The organism is Glacieibacterium arshaanense, assembly GCF_004681125.1.
GTDB lineage: Bacteria > Pseudomonadota > Alphaproteobacteria > Sphingomonadales > Sphingomonadaceae > Polymorphobacter_A > Polymorphobacter_A arshaanense.
Genome location: NZ_SIHO01000001.1, coordinates 641,297 through 655,312, shown reverse-complemented (window position 1 = coordinate 655,312; position 14,016 = coordinate 641,297). Strand labels below are relative to the sequence as shown.

The window sequence follows — 14,016 nt, the reverse complement described above, 5'->3', positions numbered from 1 at the left end:
GATGCATCCGTTCGTTCACGCCGCCAGCCATCCCGACCGTATCGCCACCGTGATGGCGGGCAGCGGCGCCACCATGACTTATGGCGAGCTTGAAGCACGGTCGAACCAGGTCGCGCACCTGCTACGCGCCAACGGCCTGAAGCGCGGCGACACCGTGGTCGTGTTCATGGAAAACTGCCTCGAATATCTGGCGATCTGCTGGGGCGCGCAGCGCGCGGGCCTCGTCTATGTCGCGATGGCGACCAAGCTGACCGCCGAGGAAGCCGGCTATATCGTCAGCGACTCGGGCGCTTCGGTGATCTTCGCCGGCGCCTCGCTGGCCGCGGTCGCGGCGAACCTGCCGGTGGTCACGGCGCGCTACGCTCTCGGCGGTGCCATTGCTGGCTACGAACCTTACGAGGCCGCCGTCGCCGCGCAGCCGACCAGCCGCATCACCGACGAATCCTGCGGCCGCGACATGCTCTATTCGAGCGGCACCACCGGGCGCCCCAAGGGCGTTCGCGGCGCGCTGCCCGAAGGCAAGCTCGAGGACGGCGAGGCGCTGACTGGCATGGTGGCGATGCTCTACGGCTTCCGCCCCGGCATGGTCTATCTGTCGCCGGCGCCGCTCTATCACGCCGCGCCGCTGCGCTATTGCATGTCGGTGCATCGCTATGGCGGCACCGTCGTGGTGATGGAAAAATTCGACCCCGAAGCCTATCTCGCCAACATCGAGAAGTTCCACATCACCCACAGCCAGCTGGTGCCGACGATGTTCGTGCGCATGCTCAAGCTGCCCGAAGACGTCCGCAGCAAATACGACCTGTCGTCGCTCGAAGCCGCGATCCACGCCGCCGCGCCCTGCCCGGTCGACGTCAAGCAGGCGATGCTGGCCTGGTGGGGGCCGAAGATCCACGAATACTACTCCGCCACCGAAGGCGCCGGCTTTACCTCAATCGGCCCGAAGGAATGGCTCGAACGGCCGGGCTCGGTCGGCAAGGCCATCCTCGGCACCATCCGCATTCTCGACGACGACAACAAGGACCTGCCGCCGGGCGTGCCGGGGCGGATCTTCTTCGCCGGCGGGCCGGCGTTTTCGTATCACAATGACCCCGAAAAGACCGCCGCGACGATCACCGAGCACGGCGCGACGTTCGGCGATATCGGCTATGTCGATGCCGACGGTTACCTGTTCCTCACCGACCGCGTCGCCTACATGATCATTTCGGGCGGCGTGAACATCTATCCGCAGGAAGCCGAAAACGTCCTGACGATGCACCCCAAGGTCGCCGATGTCGCGGTGTTCGGGGTACCCGACGAAGTCATGGGCGAAGCCGTCAAGGCCGTCGTCCGGCCGCACAACTGGGCCGACGCCGGGCCCGAGCTCGAAGCCGAATTGCTAGCGTTCGTGCGCAGCAAGCTCAGCCACGTCAAATGTCCCAAGACCATCGATTTCCTGCCGGAACTGCCGCGCCACGATACGGGCAAGCTGTACAAGCGGCTGCTCAAGGACAAATATTGGGCCAAAGCCTGAACCTTCATCTCTGGGGAGACCAAAAATGTCACAGACCGCCACTGCCGCTGCCGTCGCAGCCAATCCCGCCGAAGTGCTCTACAGCGTCGCCAACCATGTCGCGACGATCACGCTCAACTGTCCCGAGCGGATGAACACCATCAGCCACACCATGCTCGGCGATATCACCGAACTGATGCTCAAGGCCGACAATGACCCCGCCGTCCGCGTCATCGTCCTGACCGGCACCGGCCGCGCCTTCTGCGCCGGGCTCGACCTGACCTCGGCGACCAAAGGCGAAGGCGGCGTCGCCAACGCCAGCTCGAACCCGTCGAACCTCGACCTCAAGGCGACCCCGCCGACGGTGATGTTCAACCTCGAAAAGCCGCTGATCGCCGCGCTCAACGGCTCGGCCGCCGGCTACGGCCTCGACATGGCGCTGATCGCCGACATCCGCCTGATGGCGCGCGGCGCCAAGCTGTCGGCCGCCTTCGTCAAGCGCGGCATCCTGCCCGAATCAGGCGGCACCTGGCTGCTGCCGAAGTTGCTCGGCTGGTCAAAGGCCGCGGAGCTGATCTTCACCGGTCGCACGCTCGATGCCGATGAAGCCCTCCGCCTCGGCCTGGTCAGCGAAATCGTCGAACCCGCCGACCTGCCGGCCCGCGCGCGCGCGCTCGCCGAAGAAATCGCCGGCAACGCACCGCTCGCCGTGCAGGCGTCGAAGCGCATGATGCGCATGGGGCTGAACGAGACGTTCAACGACCATGTCCATCACGTCTTCCTGCAACTACTGCCGCTGCTGCGCTCGGGGGACGCGCGCGAAGGCATGCTGGCGTTCCTCGAAAAGCGTCCTGCGGACTTCAAGGGGAAGTAAGGCCGAAGTTCAAGGGCCTCCGGCGGGCAGGCCTGAGGCCTGCACCCATTTGTTGGAGCCGTCGTCATCCCGGCGAAGGCCGGGATCCAGCTTTCTGTTCCACGGTCCGAAAGAAAGATGGGTCCCGGCCTTCGCCGGGATGACGAAAAGTAAGAAACTAATGGGTGCAGGGCCTGAGGCCCTGCCCGCCGGAGGCCCTTAAGCCCCTACCTCCGCGAAATCCCCAACTCGGCAAGCACCTCTTCAGTATGCTCGCCAATCTGCGGCGCCATGCGCAGATCGCGCGGCGCGCTGCCTGAAAAGCGCAGCGGCGGCTGCATTTCGATGAAGGTGCCCTCGGTCGGGTGCTCGCGCTGGCGGAAGAAGCCGGTGGCGACGAGGTGCGGGTCGCTCATGACCTCCTCGACGCGGTGCGCGGGCATGGCGGGGATGCTGTTGGTGCGGCACCAGTCCACCCAATAGGCGGTGGTTTGCGTCGCGATGATTTCGCCCATCACCGCGAACAATTGGCTGAGGTTCTTGAAGCGCGCGACGCGGTCGGCGAAGCGCGGCTCGGACATGTAGTGGCCATTGCCGGTGCGGTGGAAAAATTCGACCTGTTTGTCATCGGTGTAGAGAACGATGCACAGGTAACCGTCCAGCGTCTTGTACGGCTGGCGCTCGGGATCGATCTGGCGCGTGTAGAGGATTGGGCCATTGGGCGGCACGAAGGTCGCGCCGAACAGATGCTCTTCATAGCTGAAGTGCGTCATGGTTTCGAACATCGGCACTTCGATATGCTGGCCGTTGCCGGTACGCAGCTTGTGGATGATGCCCGCCTGCACCGCCTGTGCGCCGTAGAGTCCCGCGACCTTGTCGGCGGCGGCCATCGGCAGGAAGCGCGGCGCCGGGTTGCCATCGACCTTGCAGATCATGTCGGTGCAGCCCGTCAGCCCCTGGATGACATCGTCATAGGCCTGGAGCTCGGCGTACGGACCGTCCGAGCCGAAGCCGACGCAATGGACATAGATGATGTCAGGCTTGATCGCCTTGACGCTTTCATAGTCGAAACCAAGGCGTTCGATGGCATCGGCGCGGATGTTGTGGATGAAGACATCGGCGGTGCCGAGCAGCTTGCGTAAGATTTCCTTATCGGCGGCCTGCTTCAAATCTAGCGCCACCGAGCGTTTGCCGCGACCGAGCGTCATGTGGCAGGCACCCATGCCCTTGGTCTTGGCGGGCTTTCCCGACATGCGGAAGGTGTCGCCCGTCGGCGGCTCGATCTTTATGACATCGGCGCCGAGGTCGGCAAGCATCATCGTCGCATAGGGGCCGAAAATCACCGACGTCAGGTCGACGATACGGATGCCGCCCAGAACGGAATTGGCGGCGGTAGGCATGACAGTCATTCAAATCTCCCCGGATTCGGGCGCCACCATAGCAGCACCGCACTCCACGCAAAGTCACCTTTGAGCGACACTTATATTTCTGATACGCATTCGCAGTCGCCCCAACCGGACACCGCATGACCGCCGAGCCGAAGCACTACCGCGCATTTATCAGCTACAGCCACGCCGACAAGCATGTCGCGACCTGGCTGCACGGCGCTGTCGAACGTTATCATGTGCCGGCGAAGCTGGTCGGCACCGAGACCGCACTCGGGCCGGTACCCAAGCGACTGACGCCGATCTTCCGCGACCGCGACGAGCTGCCGGCATCGGGCGACCTGTCGTTCGAGCTCAAAAGCGCGCTCGAAAATTCGCTGTGCCTGCTGCTGATCTGTTCGCCGTCGGCAGCGAAATCGCGCTGGGTCAACGAGGAAGTCAAAAGCTTCAAGCGCATGCATGGCGAAGGCCGTATTTTCGCGCTGATCGCCAGCGGTGAACCCGGCCACCCCGACAGCGAATGCTTCCCGCCGGCACTGCAATACACGCTCGGCCCAGACGGCGAACTTTCGGACATTCCGGCCGAACCAATCGCCGCCGACATGCGCAAGGGCAAGGACGGCAAGCGGCTGGCGCTGTTCAAGCTGCTCGCCGGGCTGACCGGGCTCAAGCTCGATCTGCTCGTACAGCGCGAAGCGGCGCGGCGCGCACGGCGGCTGGCGATTATCGCCAGCGCCTCGGTCATCGGCATGTTCGGCGCGCTCGGGCTCGCCTATTACGCCAACACCCAACGCATCGCCGCAATCGAACAGCGCAAGATTGCCGAAACCGAGAGCGCAGCGGCGCGCGCGGCAGCCGACTATCTTGTCGGTACCTTCGAGCTGGCAAATCCAGCGACCGAGAACCCGCGCACCATCACCGCGTTGACGATTCTGGGGCGCTCGGCTGACCGCGCGCGCACCGAACTTGCAGGGCAGCCGGCAATCCAGCTGCGGCTGCTCGATACAGTGGCGCGCGCCTACAACAACCTTGGGCTGTTCGATGAGGCGCGCGACGCGCTCGAACGATCGAAGCTGATTATCGACAAGGCGGGGCCGCAGGGCGCCAACGCCATGGTGACGCTGGCCACCACGCTTTACCGACAGGGGAACCTCGACGGCGCCGTCCGCACAGCGCAGGTCGCCGAAGCCAAGCTGGCTGCGGACCCACAGGACAATGATGGCCGCAACCGGCAAGTCCGTGCCCGCGCCCGCGAGATCATGGCGGCGGCCTACACCGACCAGACTGCCAACGCCAAGGCGCTGGCGGCCTATGATCAGGCATTGGCGCTTTTCCGCGCTTCGCCTGGAGCAAAACAGACCGACATTGCGCGCGTGCTCAACAATCGCGGTCTGCTGCTGTCGGGGATCGGGCGCTATGATGATGCGCGCAAATCGCTGAGCGAAGCCAATCAGATTTACCGACTAGTCTATAGTGACGCGCATCTGACCGTCGGCCAGTCCTATTTCGCGATTGCCACCAATGAATATTATGCGGGCAAGCTTCCCGAGGCGCAGGCACAGATCGAACGTGCGCTGGCCGTCTATGACCGCGTGCTCGATCCCGACAATTATATCCGCGCCGATGCGCTGATGCTTGAAGGCCAGATCGCACGTGACCAGCGCCGTCCGGCCGATGCCGTCAAGGCGCTGACGCAGGCGGTCGACGTCTATCGCAAGAGCTTTGGCAAGCCGCACTATCTGATTGGTACGGCAGAAGTCTATCTGGCGCTCGCCTTGTCCGATCTGGGCCGGACGTCGGAGGCCTTGCGCCAACTCGATGATGCCAAGATCAATTACGACGTCAGCTACGGCAAATTGCACCCCAATCACGGAGACCTGATGGTCAACCGCGCCGTGATTCTGGCGAAGGCTGGTCGCCACGCCGAAGCGCGCGGAAATTGCGCCAAGGGACTGGCGATTCTCGAAAAGACCATGGGCAAGTCCGACGGCTTTTATAAGAGCTCTGCCGCAACCTGTGCCGCGCTCATGGCCAAGGTAGCGTAATAAATTGATAATAAATTGATATTATTATCTGCGCCGAGTGATTTCACATCCGCATCAAGGTGTGAGGGCAGCCTGTTGCTTGCAATATGGTTAACAGTGATACCGAGATATTGACATTGCGGCTGTGCTATGCTGCACTGCAAGAAGTTGAAGATTGCGAACAATCCTTCGCATATCTCGATCTGTGTATGCGTTTTGAGGAGGGGTTGTCGCAATGCGTTTCTTGAATTCGACCGGTTTGGCGTTGCTGTCGGTAACTGCGGTGTTCGCGGCTATCCCAGCATCGGCCAATGTCACCGCGGTACTAACCGCGACCAACGGCAATATCAAGGTCAGCGGCCAGCCCAAGACCAGCTTTAGCGGTGCGCAAATCAACGCCGCAGTCGGCGGCACCGGGCTGACCGGCGGCGGCATTCAGGCGACTTCGCAGCTCACCGGCGGGCTTATCGAATTCCAGAATGGCGTGATCTCGGGGGGCCCGGGGAGCGTCGGCGACGCCTTCACGGAAGTAGCTGTGACATTCCAGAACACGTCGAGCAAGAGCGTCATACCTATTCTTGATTCGACGCTACTGCCTGCGGGCCTCGGCTTCCTGCTCGGCGACATCGTGTCCGATGTCGCGCCGGGTACCTGTGCGCCGACGCAACTTAACAACTGCAGCCAGACCACCAAGGGCGCGAGCATCAGCCAGGTCAAAAACGCTACTGCCGGATTCAAGTTCGACATCCTCGATGGTGGCACTTCGATCTATACGCTGAGCGGTGACATGGCGATCGATGCGAACGGCAATGTCGTCGAGAACCTCGGCGCGGCACGCAGTACCTTGCTCAACTTCGGGCTCGACACCGTCCCAGGCGACTCCTCGGCGATCGGCTACAGCTGGGATATGACGCATGTCACACTGACGCTGGCGGCGCTCGGTGCCGGCCAAAGCCGAACGCTGACCTACCGCGTCTATACTTGGGCCAGTGCCACCGGTAATTGTGCGCCGGTTCCCGGCACCAATGCCTTTAACAAGACCTGCGCCATCGGCTATTCGGTGTTCGGCGACCCGGTACGTAGCGGCGGCATCATCAATAGCATCATGGTAGGCGGGGACTCGCCGTTTTTGACTGCGCCACTGTCGGGCATTCCGGTTGCGGGTATCGCGTTCAACACGCTGACCCCATTGCTGGCACCGACTTTTGATTCAGACACTGGCCAACTCGGCGTTTTCCTGCCCGCGCCGGTGCCTGAACCGGCGAGTTGGGCGCTGATGATCGGCGGCTTCGGCATGGTCGGCGCAACGTTGCGCCGGCGCCGCGCGGCGTTTGCCTGATCAGCTCGGCTATTTGGGCTTGTCGTAAGTAAGCAGCACGTAGCGCATCGCGCCACTGCGATAAGCTTCGACAAGCCGGAACATACTCCACAGAAACGCGCGGTTCTGCGTCTTCGGGCTCAGCAGCATGCGCATATAGTCGGGCCGCGTCAGCAGCTTGGCGCCCAGACGTTTCAGGCAGATTGTCCACGTCTTGGCGACATAGTCGCTGATCTCATGGCTGCCATAGACGGTGAAACCGGCCGTCTCCGCCCAGGCGTCATATTCGCCCTTCGTCCCCATCCCGGGCAGTGCGCCCTCGCGGCAAATCGGTTCGAGCAGATGCTTGACCTGCCACTTGGTCGGTTCGTCGGCCGATAGCCAGGCGCACACCACCAGTCGGCCGCCGGGCTTGAGCACGCGGAACGCCTCGTCGAAAATGCGTTGTTTATCAACCATATGCTCGGTCGATTCGATCGCGTAGCCACGGTCGAAGGCCGCGTCGGGCAGCCCGTTCGCCATCCAGTCGGCAACACGGATATCAAGCCCGCCCGCCTTGGGCCGCCGCGCCTGGCCGACTGCCGCCTGCTCGGCCGACACCGTCAGCCCGGTGACCTGCGCGTTGAAATTTTCGGCCAGCCGCTCGGCGCTTTTGGCGTAACCGCAGCCGATGTCGACGAGCGCCATGCCCGGCGTAATGCGCAACTTTTCCGCCACCAGGTCGGTCAGCGCGTCGGTCGCCTCGGCAATGCTTTCGTCGCCGCGCTTGAAATAGCCGTGGTGGACATGCTCGCCCCAGACTTCACGGTAGACCTTGTCGAGCTCGTCATAATGCCCCGCGACCTCGACACGCGTTTGCCGGGTGCGCGGTTCGATCACGACCGCGCGGCCAGTTCGCGGATCGCCGCTGCGACCTCGTCAGGGTGCTCGACCGGCAGAAAATGCCCGGCCTGTTCGAAATAGGCCTCGGTACGTCCCGGCCGCGCCATGAATACAGGCACATCGGCGCGCGTCACCGTGCTGCCTTCATTGGCGAACAGCAGCGCCATCGGCCCGTGCCAGTCGTGCAGGCTGGCTTCGAGCGTCGCCGACACGGCGCGGAAGGTCGCCGCCTCCCACAACGGATCGCAGCTCAGGCTGACGCCGCCCTCCGCGTTGGGTCGCGTGCCGCCCGCCAGATAGGCGTCGAGCCATTCATCGCCCCAGGTCTTGAACACGCCGCGGCCGTGATACGCCGCGCGCAGTTCGGCAAGCGATGGCCAGTCGCGGCGGCGGCGGCGCGCCTGCGCATCCATATGGCTCGGCCCGGAAGTGCCCGCGACACGCTCGGCCTCGAACGCCGCGGCATTGGCGAAGGGCACCGTCGCCGGCTCGATCATCAGCACCGCGCGCGCCAGTCCCGGCGTCCTTGCCGCCAGTTCAAGCGTCACCGTCGCACCCATCGAATGACCGGCAAGCAGCCACGGCTCGCTGCGCCCGTAGCTGGCGAGCAGCGCGCCCAAATCATCCTGATACGTCGTCCAGCGCTGCAACTGGTCAGGGTCGGCGGGCAGCTTCGTCATGCCGTGGCCGCGCGCGTCACTGGCGACGATGTTGAACTCGCCCGCCAGCGGCGCGAGCAGTGGCCGATAGAGTTCGGCATTCATCCCCGTCGCGTGGAGAAAATGCAGCCATGGCGCGCGCTCGCCGGCGTCGCGCCATTCGAGCGTCCAGACTTCGCCGTCAGGAATTTGTCGGTATTGGCGGGTCAGTGAGGTCATTCAGGGCCTCCGGCGGGCAGGGCTGAGCCCTGCACCCGATTGTAGAGCGTCAAACAAATGGGTGCAGGGGTCACCCCTGCCCGCCGGAGGCCCTTCACTTTAGCCGATCTTCCGCAATTCCGGCTCGCACGCATCAAGCGCAGCGCCGATTATGCTGACGATGCGATCGATCTCCTCGTGGGTGATGATCAGCGGCGGGCACATGACGATGGTGTCGCGGATGCCGCGCACCATCAGCCCGCGTTCGATGCAGGCGTCGCGGACCATCGGCCCCGCCGTGCCTTCCTTGCCGCCGAAGCGTTCATTGGTGCCGCGCTTGCTGACGATTTCGACGGCGCCGAGCAGCCCGAGGCTGCGGACCTGGCCGACCAGCGGGTGGTCGGCGAGGCGCTGCAAGGCTTTCGCCAGATACGGCCCGGTGTCATCGCGGGTGCGTTCGACGAGGTGCTCGCGTTCGAAGATGGCGATGTTGGCGAGTGCCACTGCGCACGCCGTCGGGTGGCCCGAATAGGTGAAGCCGTGGACGAAATCGCCACCGGCGCGCAGCACTTCGACGATCTCGCTGCTGACCGCCACCGCGGAGATCGGCAGATAGCCCGACGACAGGCCTTTCGCCATCGCGATCATGTCGGGCTTCAGCCCGTAATGCTGGAAGCCGAACCAGTTGCCGGTGCGGCCGAAGCCGGTGATGACTTCGTCGCAAACAAGCAGGATGCCGTATTTGCGGCAGATCGCCTCGACCTTCTGCCAATAGCCTTCGGGTGGGATGATGACGCCGCCGGCGCCCTGGACAGGCTCGCCGATGAACGCCGCGACGTTTTCGGGGCCGACTTCGAGGATGCGGTCTTCAATGGCTTGTGCGGCACGCGCGCAGAAATCGGCGTCGCTTTCACCAGGCAGGCCCTCGTTCATCTTGTAGGGCTGCATCACGTGTTCGACACCGGGGATCGGCAGGCCGCCTTGGGCGTGCATCGCCTTCATGCCGCCGAGCGACACGCCGGCGACGCCGGTGCCGTGATAGGCGTTCCAACGGCTGATGAAGATGCTGCGCTGCGGCTGGCCCTTCAGCGTCCAGTAATGGCGCACCATGCGGAACACCGTGTCATTAGCTTCGGAGCCCGACGAGTTGAAGAATACATGGCTGAGGTTGCCGCCCGCCAGTTCGGCGATCTTTGCAGCGAGCTTCACCGCCGGCGGCGTCGCGGTCTTGAAGAAGGTATTGTAATACGGCAGTTCGAGCATCTGCTCATAGGCTGCCTTCGCCAACTCCTCGCGGCCATAGCCGACAGCGACACACCAAAGTCCCGCCATGCCGTCGAGATAGGGTTTCCCCTCGCCGTCCCAGATTGTGCAGCCATCGGCGCGGGTGATGATCTTCGAGCCGCCATTGCGCTGCTGCAGGCCATAGTCGGTCTGCGCCGGCAAGTGGTGCGCGACATCGAGCCGGCGCAATTCGGGAATGTCATAGTTGCGGACGGGGACGGTCGACATGGCCCAAGGCTCCTGAATCTCTGTGTTGCAGCCGCTGTTCTAGGCCGCAGCGCGCCGCCCCGCCAGTCCCTGCTTGCGCATTGACTCGATACCGACTGGTTGGTATGTTTGATGCATGAGCACCCCCAAAACCGACGCGCGAACGCGCCTTCTCGATGCCGGCATGCAGCTGCTGCGCGAACGCGGCTATGATGCGACGCGCGTCGAGGATCTGTGCAGCGCCGCCGGCGTCACCAAGGGCGCGTTCTTCCATCATTTCGCCAGCAAGGCCGATTACGGTGTCGCCGCCGCGCAGCACTGGACCAACATCACTGCGCCGATGTTCGCCGCCGCCGACTACCACGCCGCACCGACGCCGCTCGCGCGCATCTTCGCCTATCTCGACCTGCGGCGCGCGATGATTGCCGGCGCGCCGGCACAGTTCAGCTGCGTCGCCGGCACTATGGCGCAGGAAGTTTTCGAAACCCAGCCGGCGATCCGCGATGCTTGTGGCGTCAGCATCGCCGGTCATGCCGCGACGCTCGAGGCCGACTTTGCGGCCGCCATTGCTGAACATGGGCTGGGCGACGTGGTCGAGGCAGCCGACCTCGCGCTGCATACCCAGGTGGTACTGCAAGGCGGTTACGTCGTTGCCAAGGCGCTCGACGATACCGCGGCGGTCGTCGCCAGTATCGACCATCTGCGCCGCTATCTGATGTTGTTGTTCAAGCAAGAGGAGAAGCTTCAATGACCAGCACGCATGGAAAATTCATCTGGTACGAACTGCTGACAAGTGATCCGGCCGCCGCCGCGCGCTTTTATGCGCAGGTCATCGGCTGGAGTGCGTCGGCGCCCGCCGACCACGGTGGCTATGGTCATTTTGCTGCCGATGGCGAGCAGGTTGCCGGCTTGATGGCACTGCCGAACGGCGCGCCGATGCCGGCAGGCTGGCTCGGCTATATCTGCGTCGATGATGTCGATGCCACACTGGCCGCGATCACCGCCGCCGGCGGCACCATCCACATGCCGGCGAACGATATTCCCGGCACCGGCCGCATCGCGATGGTCGCCGATCCGCAGGGCGGCGTGTTCTACGTGATGACCCCCAAGGGCGTCGGCGCCAGCACGTCGTTCTCGATGGAGTTGTTGCAACGCTGCAGCTGGAACGAGCTGTCGACGACCGACCAGAACGGCGCACTCGCCTTCTATCAGGGGCTGTTCGGCTGGACGCAGGGCGACGCGATGGACATGGGCGCGCTGGGGCAATACCGCTTCATCAACCGTGCCGATGGCGGCATCGGTGCGGTCACCCCCTGCCCGCCCGGCGGCCCGCCGACGGTGTGGACCTATTACTTTCGCGTCCCCGATATCGATGCCGCCGTGGCGCGCGTCATTGCCGCCGGCGGCAGCATCGCGCACGGCCCCAGCGCAGTCCCCGGCGATGACCACATCATCATCGGCACCGATCCACAGGGCGCCAGCTTCGCGCTGGTCGGCAAGCGCGCTGCCGCATGACCATCACGCCGTGCCTGTGGTTCAACGGCGAGGCCGAGGATGCCGCAAAGCTCTACACCGCGCTGTTTCCGGACAGCAGCATCGGCGCGGTGTCGCGCTACGGCGCCGGCGCGCCCTTCCCCGCCGGCACCGCGCTGATGGTCGAATTCAGCCTTGGCGGCCAGCGCTTCCAGGCGCTCAACGGTGGGCCACAGTTTCCGCATAGCGAAGCGATTTCGCTATCGGTTGCCTGCGCCGACCAGGCCGAGGTCGACCATTATTGGGACGGGCTGCTTGCCGGTGGCGGCAGCCCTTCGCAATGCGGCTGGCTCCAGGACCGCTTCGGCGTTTCATGGCAAGTCGTGCCCGCGGCACTCGGCCGTTTGATGTCTGCGGGCACGCCCGAACAATCCGGACGCGTGATGGCTGCCATGATGAAGATGCGCAAATTCGATGTCGCGGCGCTCGAAGCCGCATTCGCTGGAGACTGACATGACGCAGGCCGCCCATGAACTGACTGTAACCCGCTATATCGCCGCGCCGCCGGCCAAGGTCTGGCACGCCATGACCGAACGGATGGAGGAATGGTGGTGCCCCAAGCCATGGCGTGTGCGCATCATCGACGTCGAATGGCGCGCCGGTGGCCGCTCGTCGATGGAAATGCTCGGGCCGAACGGCGAGGTCATGCCCAATGACGGCATCGTGCTCGAATTCGTGCCCGGCAAGCGCTGGGTTTCGACTGACGCCTTCACGGCAGGCTGGGTACCCGCCGGGCCGATGATGGTCGGCATCTGGGAAATCGAACCCGAAGGCGACGGCACGCGCTACACCGCACGCGCGCGCCACTGGAACGCGGCAGATTGCGCGCGGCACAAGGAGATGGGCTTCGAAGCCGGCTGGGGCGCCGCGGCCGACCAGCTCGCGTCGCTCGTCGAGGGTTAGTCGAACAGCGCCGTCATATCTTCATACGCCGCGACGAAGTCCTCCTTGAACTCCTGCACGACCTGTCCGGCCGACTTGACCTGATCGACCAGCCCGACACCCTGACCAACGAAGTAGGTCACCATGTCGCGCGCCGCGGCATTGCCCGTTGCCGCCGACTTTTCGATGGCGAGCAGCGCGCGCTCGCTGATCAGAGTCTGATACGGCATCGGCAGCGCGCCGGGGCTGTCGGGGCCGTCCCACGCCTGCGTCCAGCCCGACTTGAGCTGGCGCGACGGCTTGCCGGTGCGGCCCTTCGACCGCACGGTGTCGCGCGACGTCGCGGCGACCATCTTCTCGCGGAAGATTTCGCTGGTTTCGGATTCGGTAGTCGCCAGCCATACCGAGCCGGTCCACACGCCCGCCGCGCCCATCGCCATGCAGCCCGCCATCTGGCGGCCGTTCATGATGCCGCCTGCCGCAAGCACCGGCGTCTTGGCACCAATCGCCTTCAGCGCGTTCAATACTTCAGGCACCAGCACCAGCGTCGAGACCTCACCGCAATGGCCGCCGGCCTCGCCGCCCTGAACGACCAGAATGTCGACCCCGGCCTCGACCTGGCGGATGGCGTGCTCCTTGGCGCCGACCAGTGCCGCGACCGGCACGCCGTGCTTCTTGCCCATGTCGAGCATCGCCTTGGGCGGCACGCCGAGCGCGTTGGCGATGAGCTTGATCGGATGCCGGAACGCAACTTCGAGCAGTTCGAGCGCATTGGTCGGGTCGAACGGCGGCGCGCTGTCCTTGGCGGGCTCACCGGCGGGGCGTTCATTGCGCGGCGACGGCGTCACGCCGTTGCGGCTGAGCAGGTCATCGACGAAATCGCGGTGGCCCTGCGGGATTTTCTCGGCCAGTCCGCGCGAGGTCAGCCCCTTGGCGCCGCCGGTGACGAGGTTTTCGGGGATCAGCACGTCGAGCCCGTAAGGCTTGCCGCCGCAGTGCGCATCGATCCACGCGAGTTCGACTTCGATGCTTTCGGGTGTATGGCCAGTCGCACCGAACACGCCGAACCCGCCCGCCTTGCTGACCGCCGCCACCACATCGCGGCAATGGCTGAACGCCAGCAGCGGAAAATCGATGCCCAGCATCTCGCAAATCGGTGACTTCATCGTCGAATCTCCCAAAGGCTTGTTTGCAGCCTACATGCGGCAGTCCGCCCGTAGAGGCAACCATAGCGCCGTTGTGGATGTAACGGCGCTTGCAAAACCCGCCAAAGCCTTGAAGGGGAATGACATATTGCGG

At 64.3% G+C, this 14,016-nt stretch carries 13 protein-coding genes; 8 read left to right on the top strand and 5 right to left on the bottom strand.

Translation table 11 applies throughout. From position 1 onward, the window contains the following. Position 1 precedes the first annotated feature (1 nt). Complete coding sequence (locus EUV02_RS02965) at positions 2-1,513, top strand: AMP-binding protein (RefSeq protein WP_135244721.1); 1,512 nt, start codon at positions 2-4, stop codon at positions 1,511-1,513. Between the two features lie 25 nt (positions 1,514-1,538). Continuing rightward, positions 1,539-2,366 (top strand): enoyl-CoA hydratase/isomerase family protein, encoded by an 828-nt coding sequence (locus EUV02_RS02960; RefSeq protein ID WP_135244720.1) that lies wholly within the window; start codon positions 1,539-1,541, stop codon positions 2,364-2,366. A gap of 206 nt (positions 2,367-2,572) precedes the next feature. Here the strand turns inward: EUV02_RS02960 and EUV02_RS02955 are convergent, their stop codons facing one another. Continuing rightward, a complete protein-coding gene (locus EUV02_RS02955; RefSeq protein WP_243445739.1) occupies positions 2,573-3,754 on the bottom strand; it encodes a CaiB/BaiF CoA transferase family protein in 1,182 nt (393 codons plus the stop codon). Between the two features lie 116 nt (positions 3,755-3,870). Between EUV02_RS02955 and EUV02_RS02950 the strand changes: the two genes are divergently transcribed. Both EUV02_RS02950 and EUV02_RS15845 read left to right on the top strand, forming a co-directional pair. Further along, positions 3,871-5,775, top strand: coding sequence for a tetratricopeptide repeat protein (locus tag EUV02_RS02950; RefSeq protein ID WP_135244719.1), 1,905 nt, complete (start codon positions 3,871-3,873; stop codon positions 5,773-5,775). 214 nt (positions 5,776-5,989) lie between these two features. Then, positions 5,990-7,093 carry a PEPxxWA-CTERM sorting domain-containing protein gene (locus tag EUV02_RS15845; RefSeq protein ID WP_243445738.1) on the top strand — a complete coding sequence of 368 codons (1,104 nt, stop codon included), beginning with the start codon at positions 5,990-5,992 and terminating at the stop codon, positions 7,091-7,093. Between the two features lie 9 nt (positions 7,094-7,102). Here EUV02_RS15845 and EUV02_RS02940 read toward each other — a convergent pair whose 3' ends face one another. The 3 genes from EUV02_RS02940 to EUV02_RS02930 form a co-directional block, all read right to left on the bottom strand. Continuing rightward, positions 7,103-7,951: a class I SAM-dependent methyltransferase gene (locus tag EUV02_RS02940; RefSeq protein ID WP_135244718.1), complete on the bottom strand. Its 849-nt coding sequence runs from the start codon at positions 7,949-7,951 to the stop codon at positions 7,103-7,105. Further along, a complete protein-coding gene (locus tag EUV02_RS02935) occupies positions 7,948-8,832 on the bottom strand; it encodes an alpha/beta fold hydrolase (protein WP_135244717.1) in 885 nt (294 codons plus the stop codon). The genes EUV02_RS02940 and EUV02_RS02935 overlap by 4 nt, the downstream gene beginning before the upstream one ends. A 99-nt stretch (positions 8,833-8,931) precedes the next feature. Beyond that, positions 8,932-10,323, bottom strand: a complete 1,392-nt coding sequence (locus tag EUV02_RS02930) for an aspartate aminotransferase family protein (RefSeq protein WP_135244716.1) — start codon at positions 10,321-10,323, stop codon at positions 8,932-8,934. A gap of 115 nt (positions 10,324-10,438) precedes the next feature. Here EUV02_RS02930 and EUV02_RS02925 point away from each other — a divergent pair, with 115 nt between their 5' ends. The 4 genes from EUV02_RS02925 to EUV02_RS02910 are packed head-to-tail and all read left to right on the top strand — an operon-like array spanning position 10,439 to position 12,738. Next, complete coding sequence (locus EUV02_RS02925; RefSeq protein ID WP_135244715.1) at positions 10,439-11,053, top strand: TetR/AcrR family transcriptional regulator; 615 nt, start codon at positions 10,439-10,441, stop codon at positions 11,051-11,053. Next, positions 11,050-11,817, top strand: coding sequence for a VOC family protein (locus EUV02_RS02920; RefSeq protein WP_135244714.1), 768 nt, complete (start codon positions 11,050-11,052; stop codon positions 11,815-11,817). The genes EUV02_RS02925 and EUV02_RS02920 overlap by 4 nt, the downstream gene beginning before the upstream one ends. Beyond that, positions 11,814-12,287, top strand: a complete 474-nt coding sequence (locus EUV02_RS02915; protein WP_135244713.1) for a VOC family protein — start codon at positions 11,814-11,816, stop codon at positions 12,285-12,287. Before EUV02_RS02920 ends, EUV02_RS02915 begins: the two co-directional genes overlap by 4 nt. Position 12,288: 1 nt before the next feature. Further along, the gene (locus tag EUV02_RS02910) at positions 12,289-12,738 is read left to right on the top strand and encodes an SRPBCC family protein (RefSeq protein ID WP_135244712.1); all 450 of its coding nucleotides are present in this window, start codon (positions 12,289-12,291) and stop codon (positions 12,736-12,738) included. Here the strand turns inward: EUV02_RS02910 and EUV02_RS02905 are convergent. Beyond that, positions 12,735-13,883, bottom strand: coding sequence for an NAD(P)H-dependent flavin oxidoreductase (locus EUV02_RS02905; protein WP_135244711.1), 1,149 nt, complete (start codon positions 13,881-13,883; stop codon positions 12,735-12,737). The genes EUV02_RS02910 and EUV02_RS02905 overlap by 4 nt on opposite strands. Positions 13,884-14,016: the final 133 nt, after the last annotated feature.

Coding starts and splice junctions, on each gene's coding strand:
- EUV02_RS02905 (WP_135244711.1), bottom strand. CDS start 13,883: ATGAAGTCACCGATTTGCGAGATGCTGGGCATCGATTTTCCGCTGCTG.
- EUV02_RS02910 (WP_135244712.1), top strand. CDS start 12,289: ATGACGCAGGCCGCCCATGAACTGACTGTAACCCGCTATATCGCCGCG.
- EUV02_RS02965 (WP_135244721.1), top strand. CDS start 2: ATGCATCCGTTCGTTCACGCCGCCAGCCATCCCGACCGTATCGCCACC.
- EUV02_RS02955 (WP_243445739.1), bottom strand. CDS start 3,754: ATGACTGTCATGCCTACCGCCGCCAATTCCGTTCTGGGCGGCATCCGT.
- EUV02_RS02950 (WP_135244719.1), top strand. CDS start 3,871: ATGACCGCCGAGCCGAAGCACTACCGCGCATTTATCAGCTACAGCCAC.
- EUV02_RS02960 (WP_135244720.1), top strand. CDS start 1,539: ATGTCACAGACCGCCACTGCCGCTGCCGTCGCAGCCAATCCCGCCGAA.
- EUV02_RS02930 (WP_135244716.1), bottom strand. CDS start 10,323: ATGTCGACCGTCCCCGTCCGCAACTATGACATTCCCGAATTGCGCCGG.
- EUV02_RS02935 (WP_135244717.1), bottom strand. CDS start 8,832: ATGACCTCACTGACCCGCCAATACCGACAAATTCCTGACGGCGAAGTC.
- EUV02_RS02920 (WP_135244714.1), top strand. CDS start 11,050: ATGACCAGCACGCATGGAAAATTCATCTGGTACGAACTGCTGACAAGT.
- EUV02_RS02925 (WP_135244715.1), top strand. CDS start 10,439: ATGAGCACCCCCAAAACCGACGCGCGAACGCGCCTTCTCGATGCCGGC.
- EUV02_RS15845 (WP_243445738.1), top strand. CDS start 5,990: ATGCGTTTCTTGAATTCGACCGGTTTGGCGTTGCTGTCGGTAACTGCG.
- EUV02_RS02915 (WP_135244713.1), top strand. CDS start 11,814: ATGACCATCACGCCGTGCCTGTGGTTCAACGGCGAGGCCGAGGATGCC.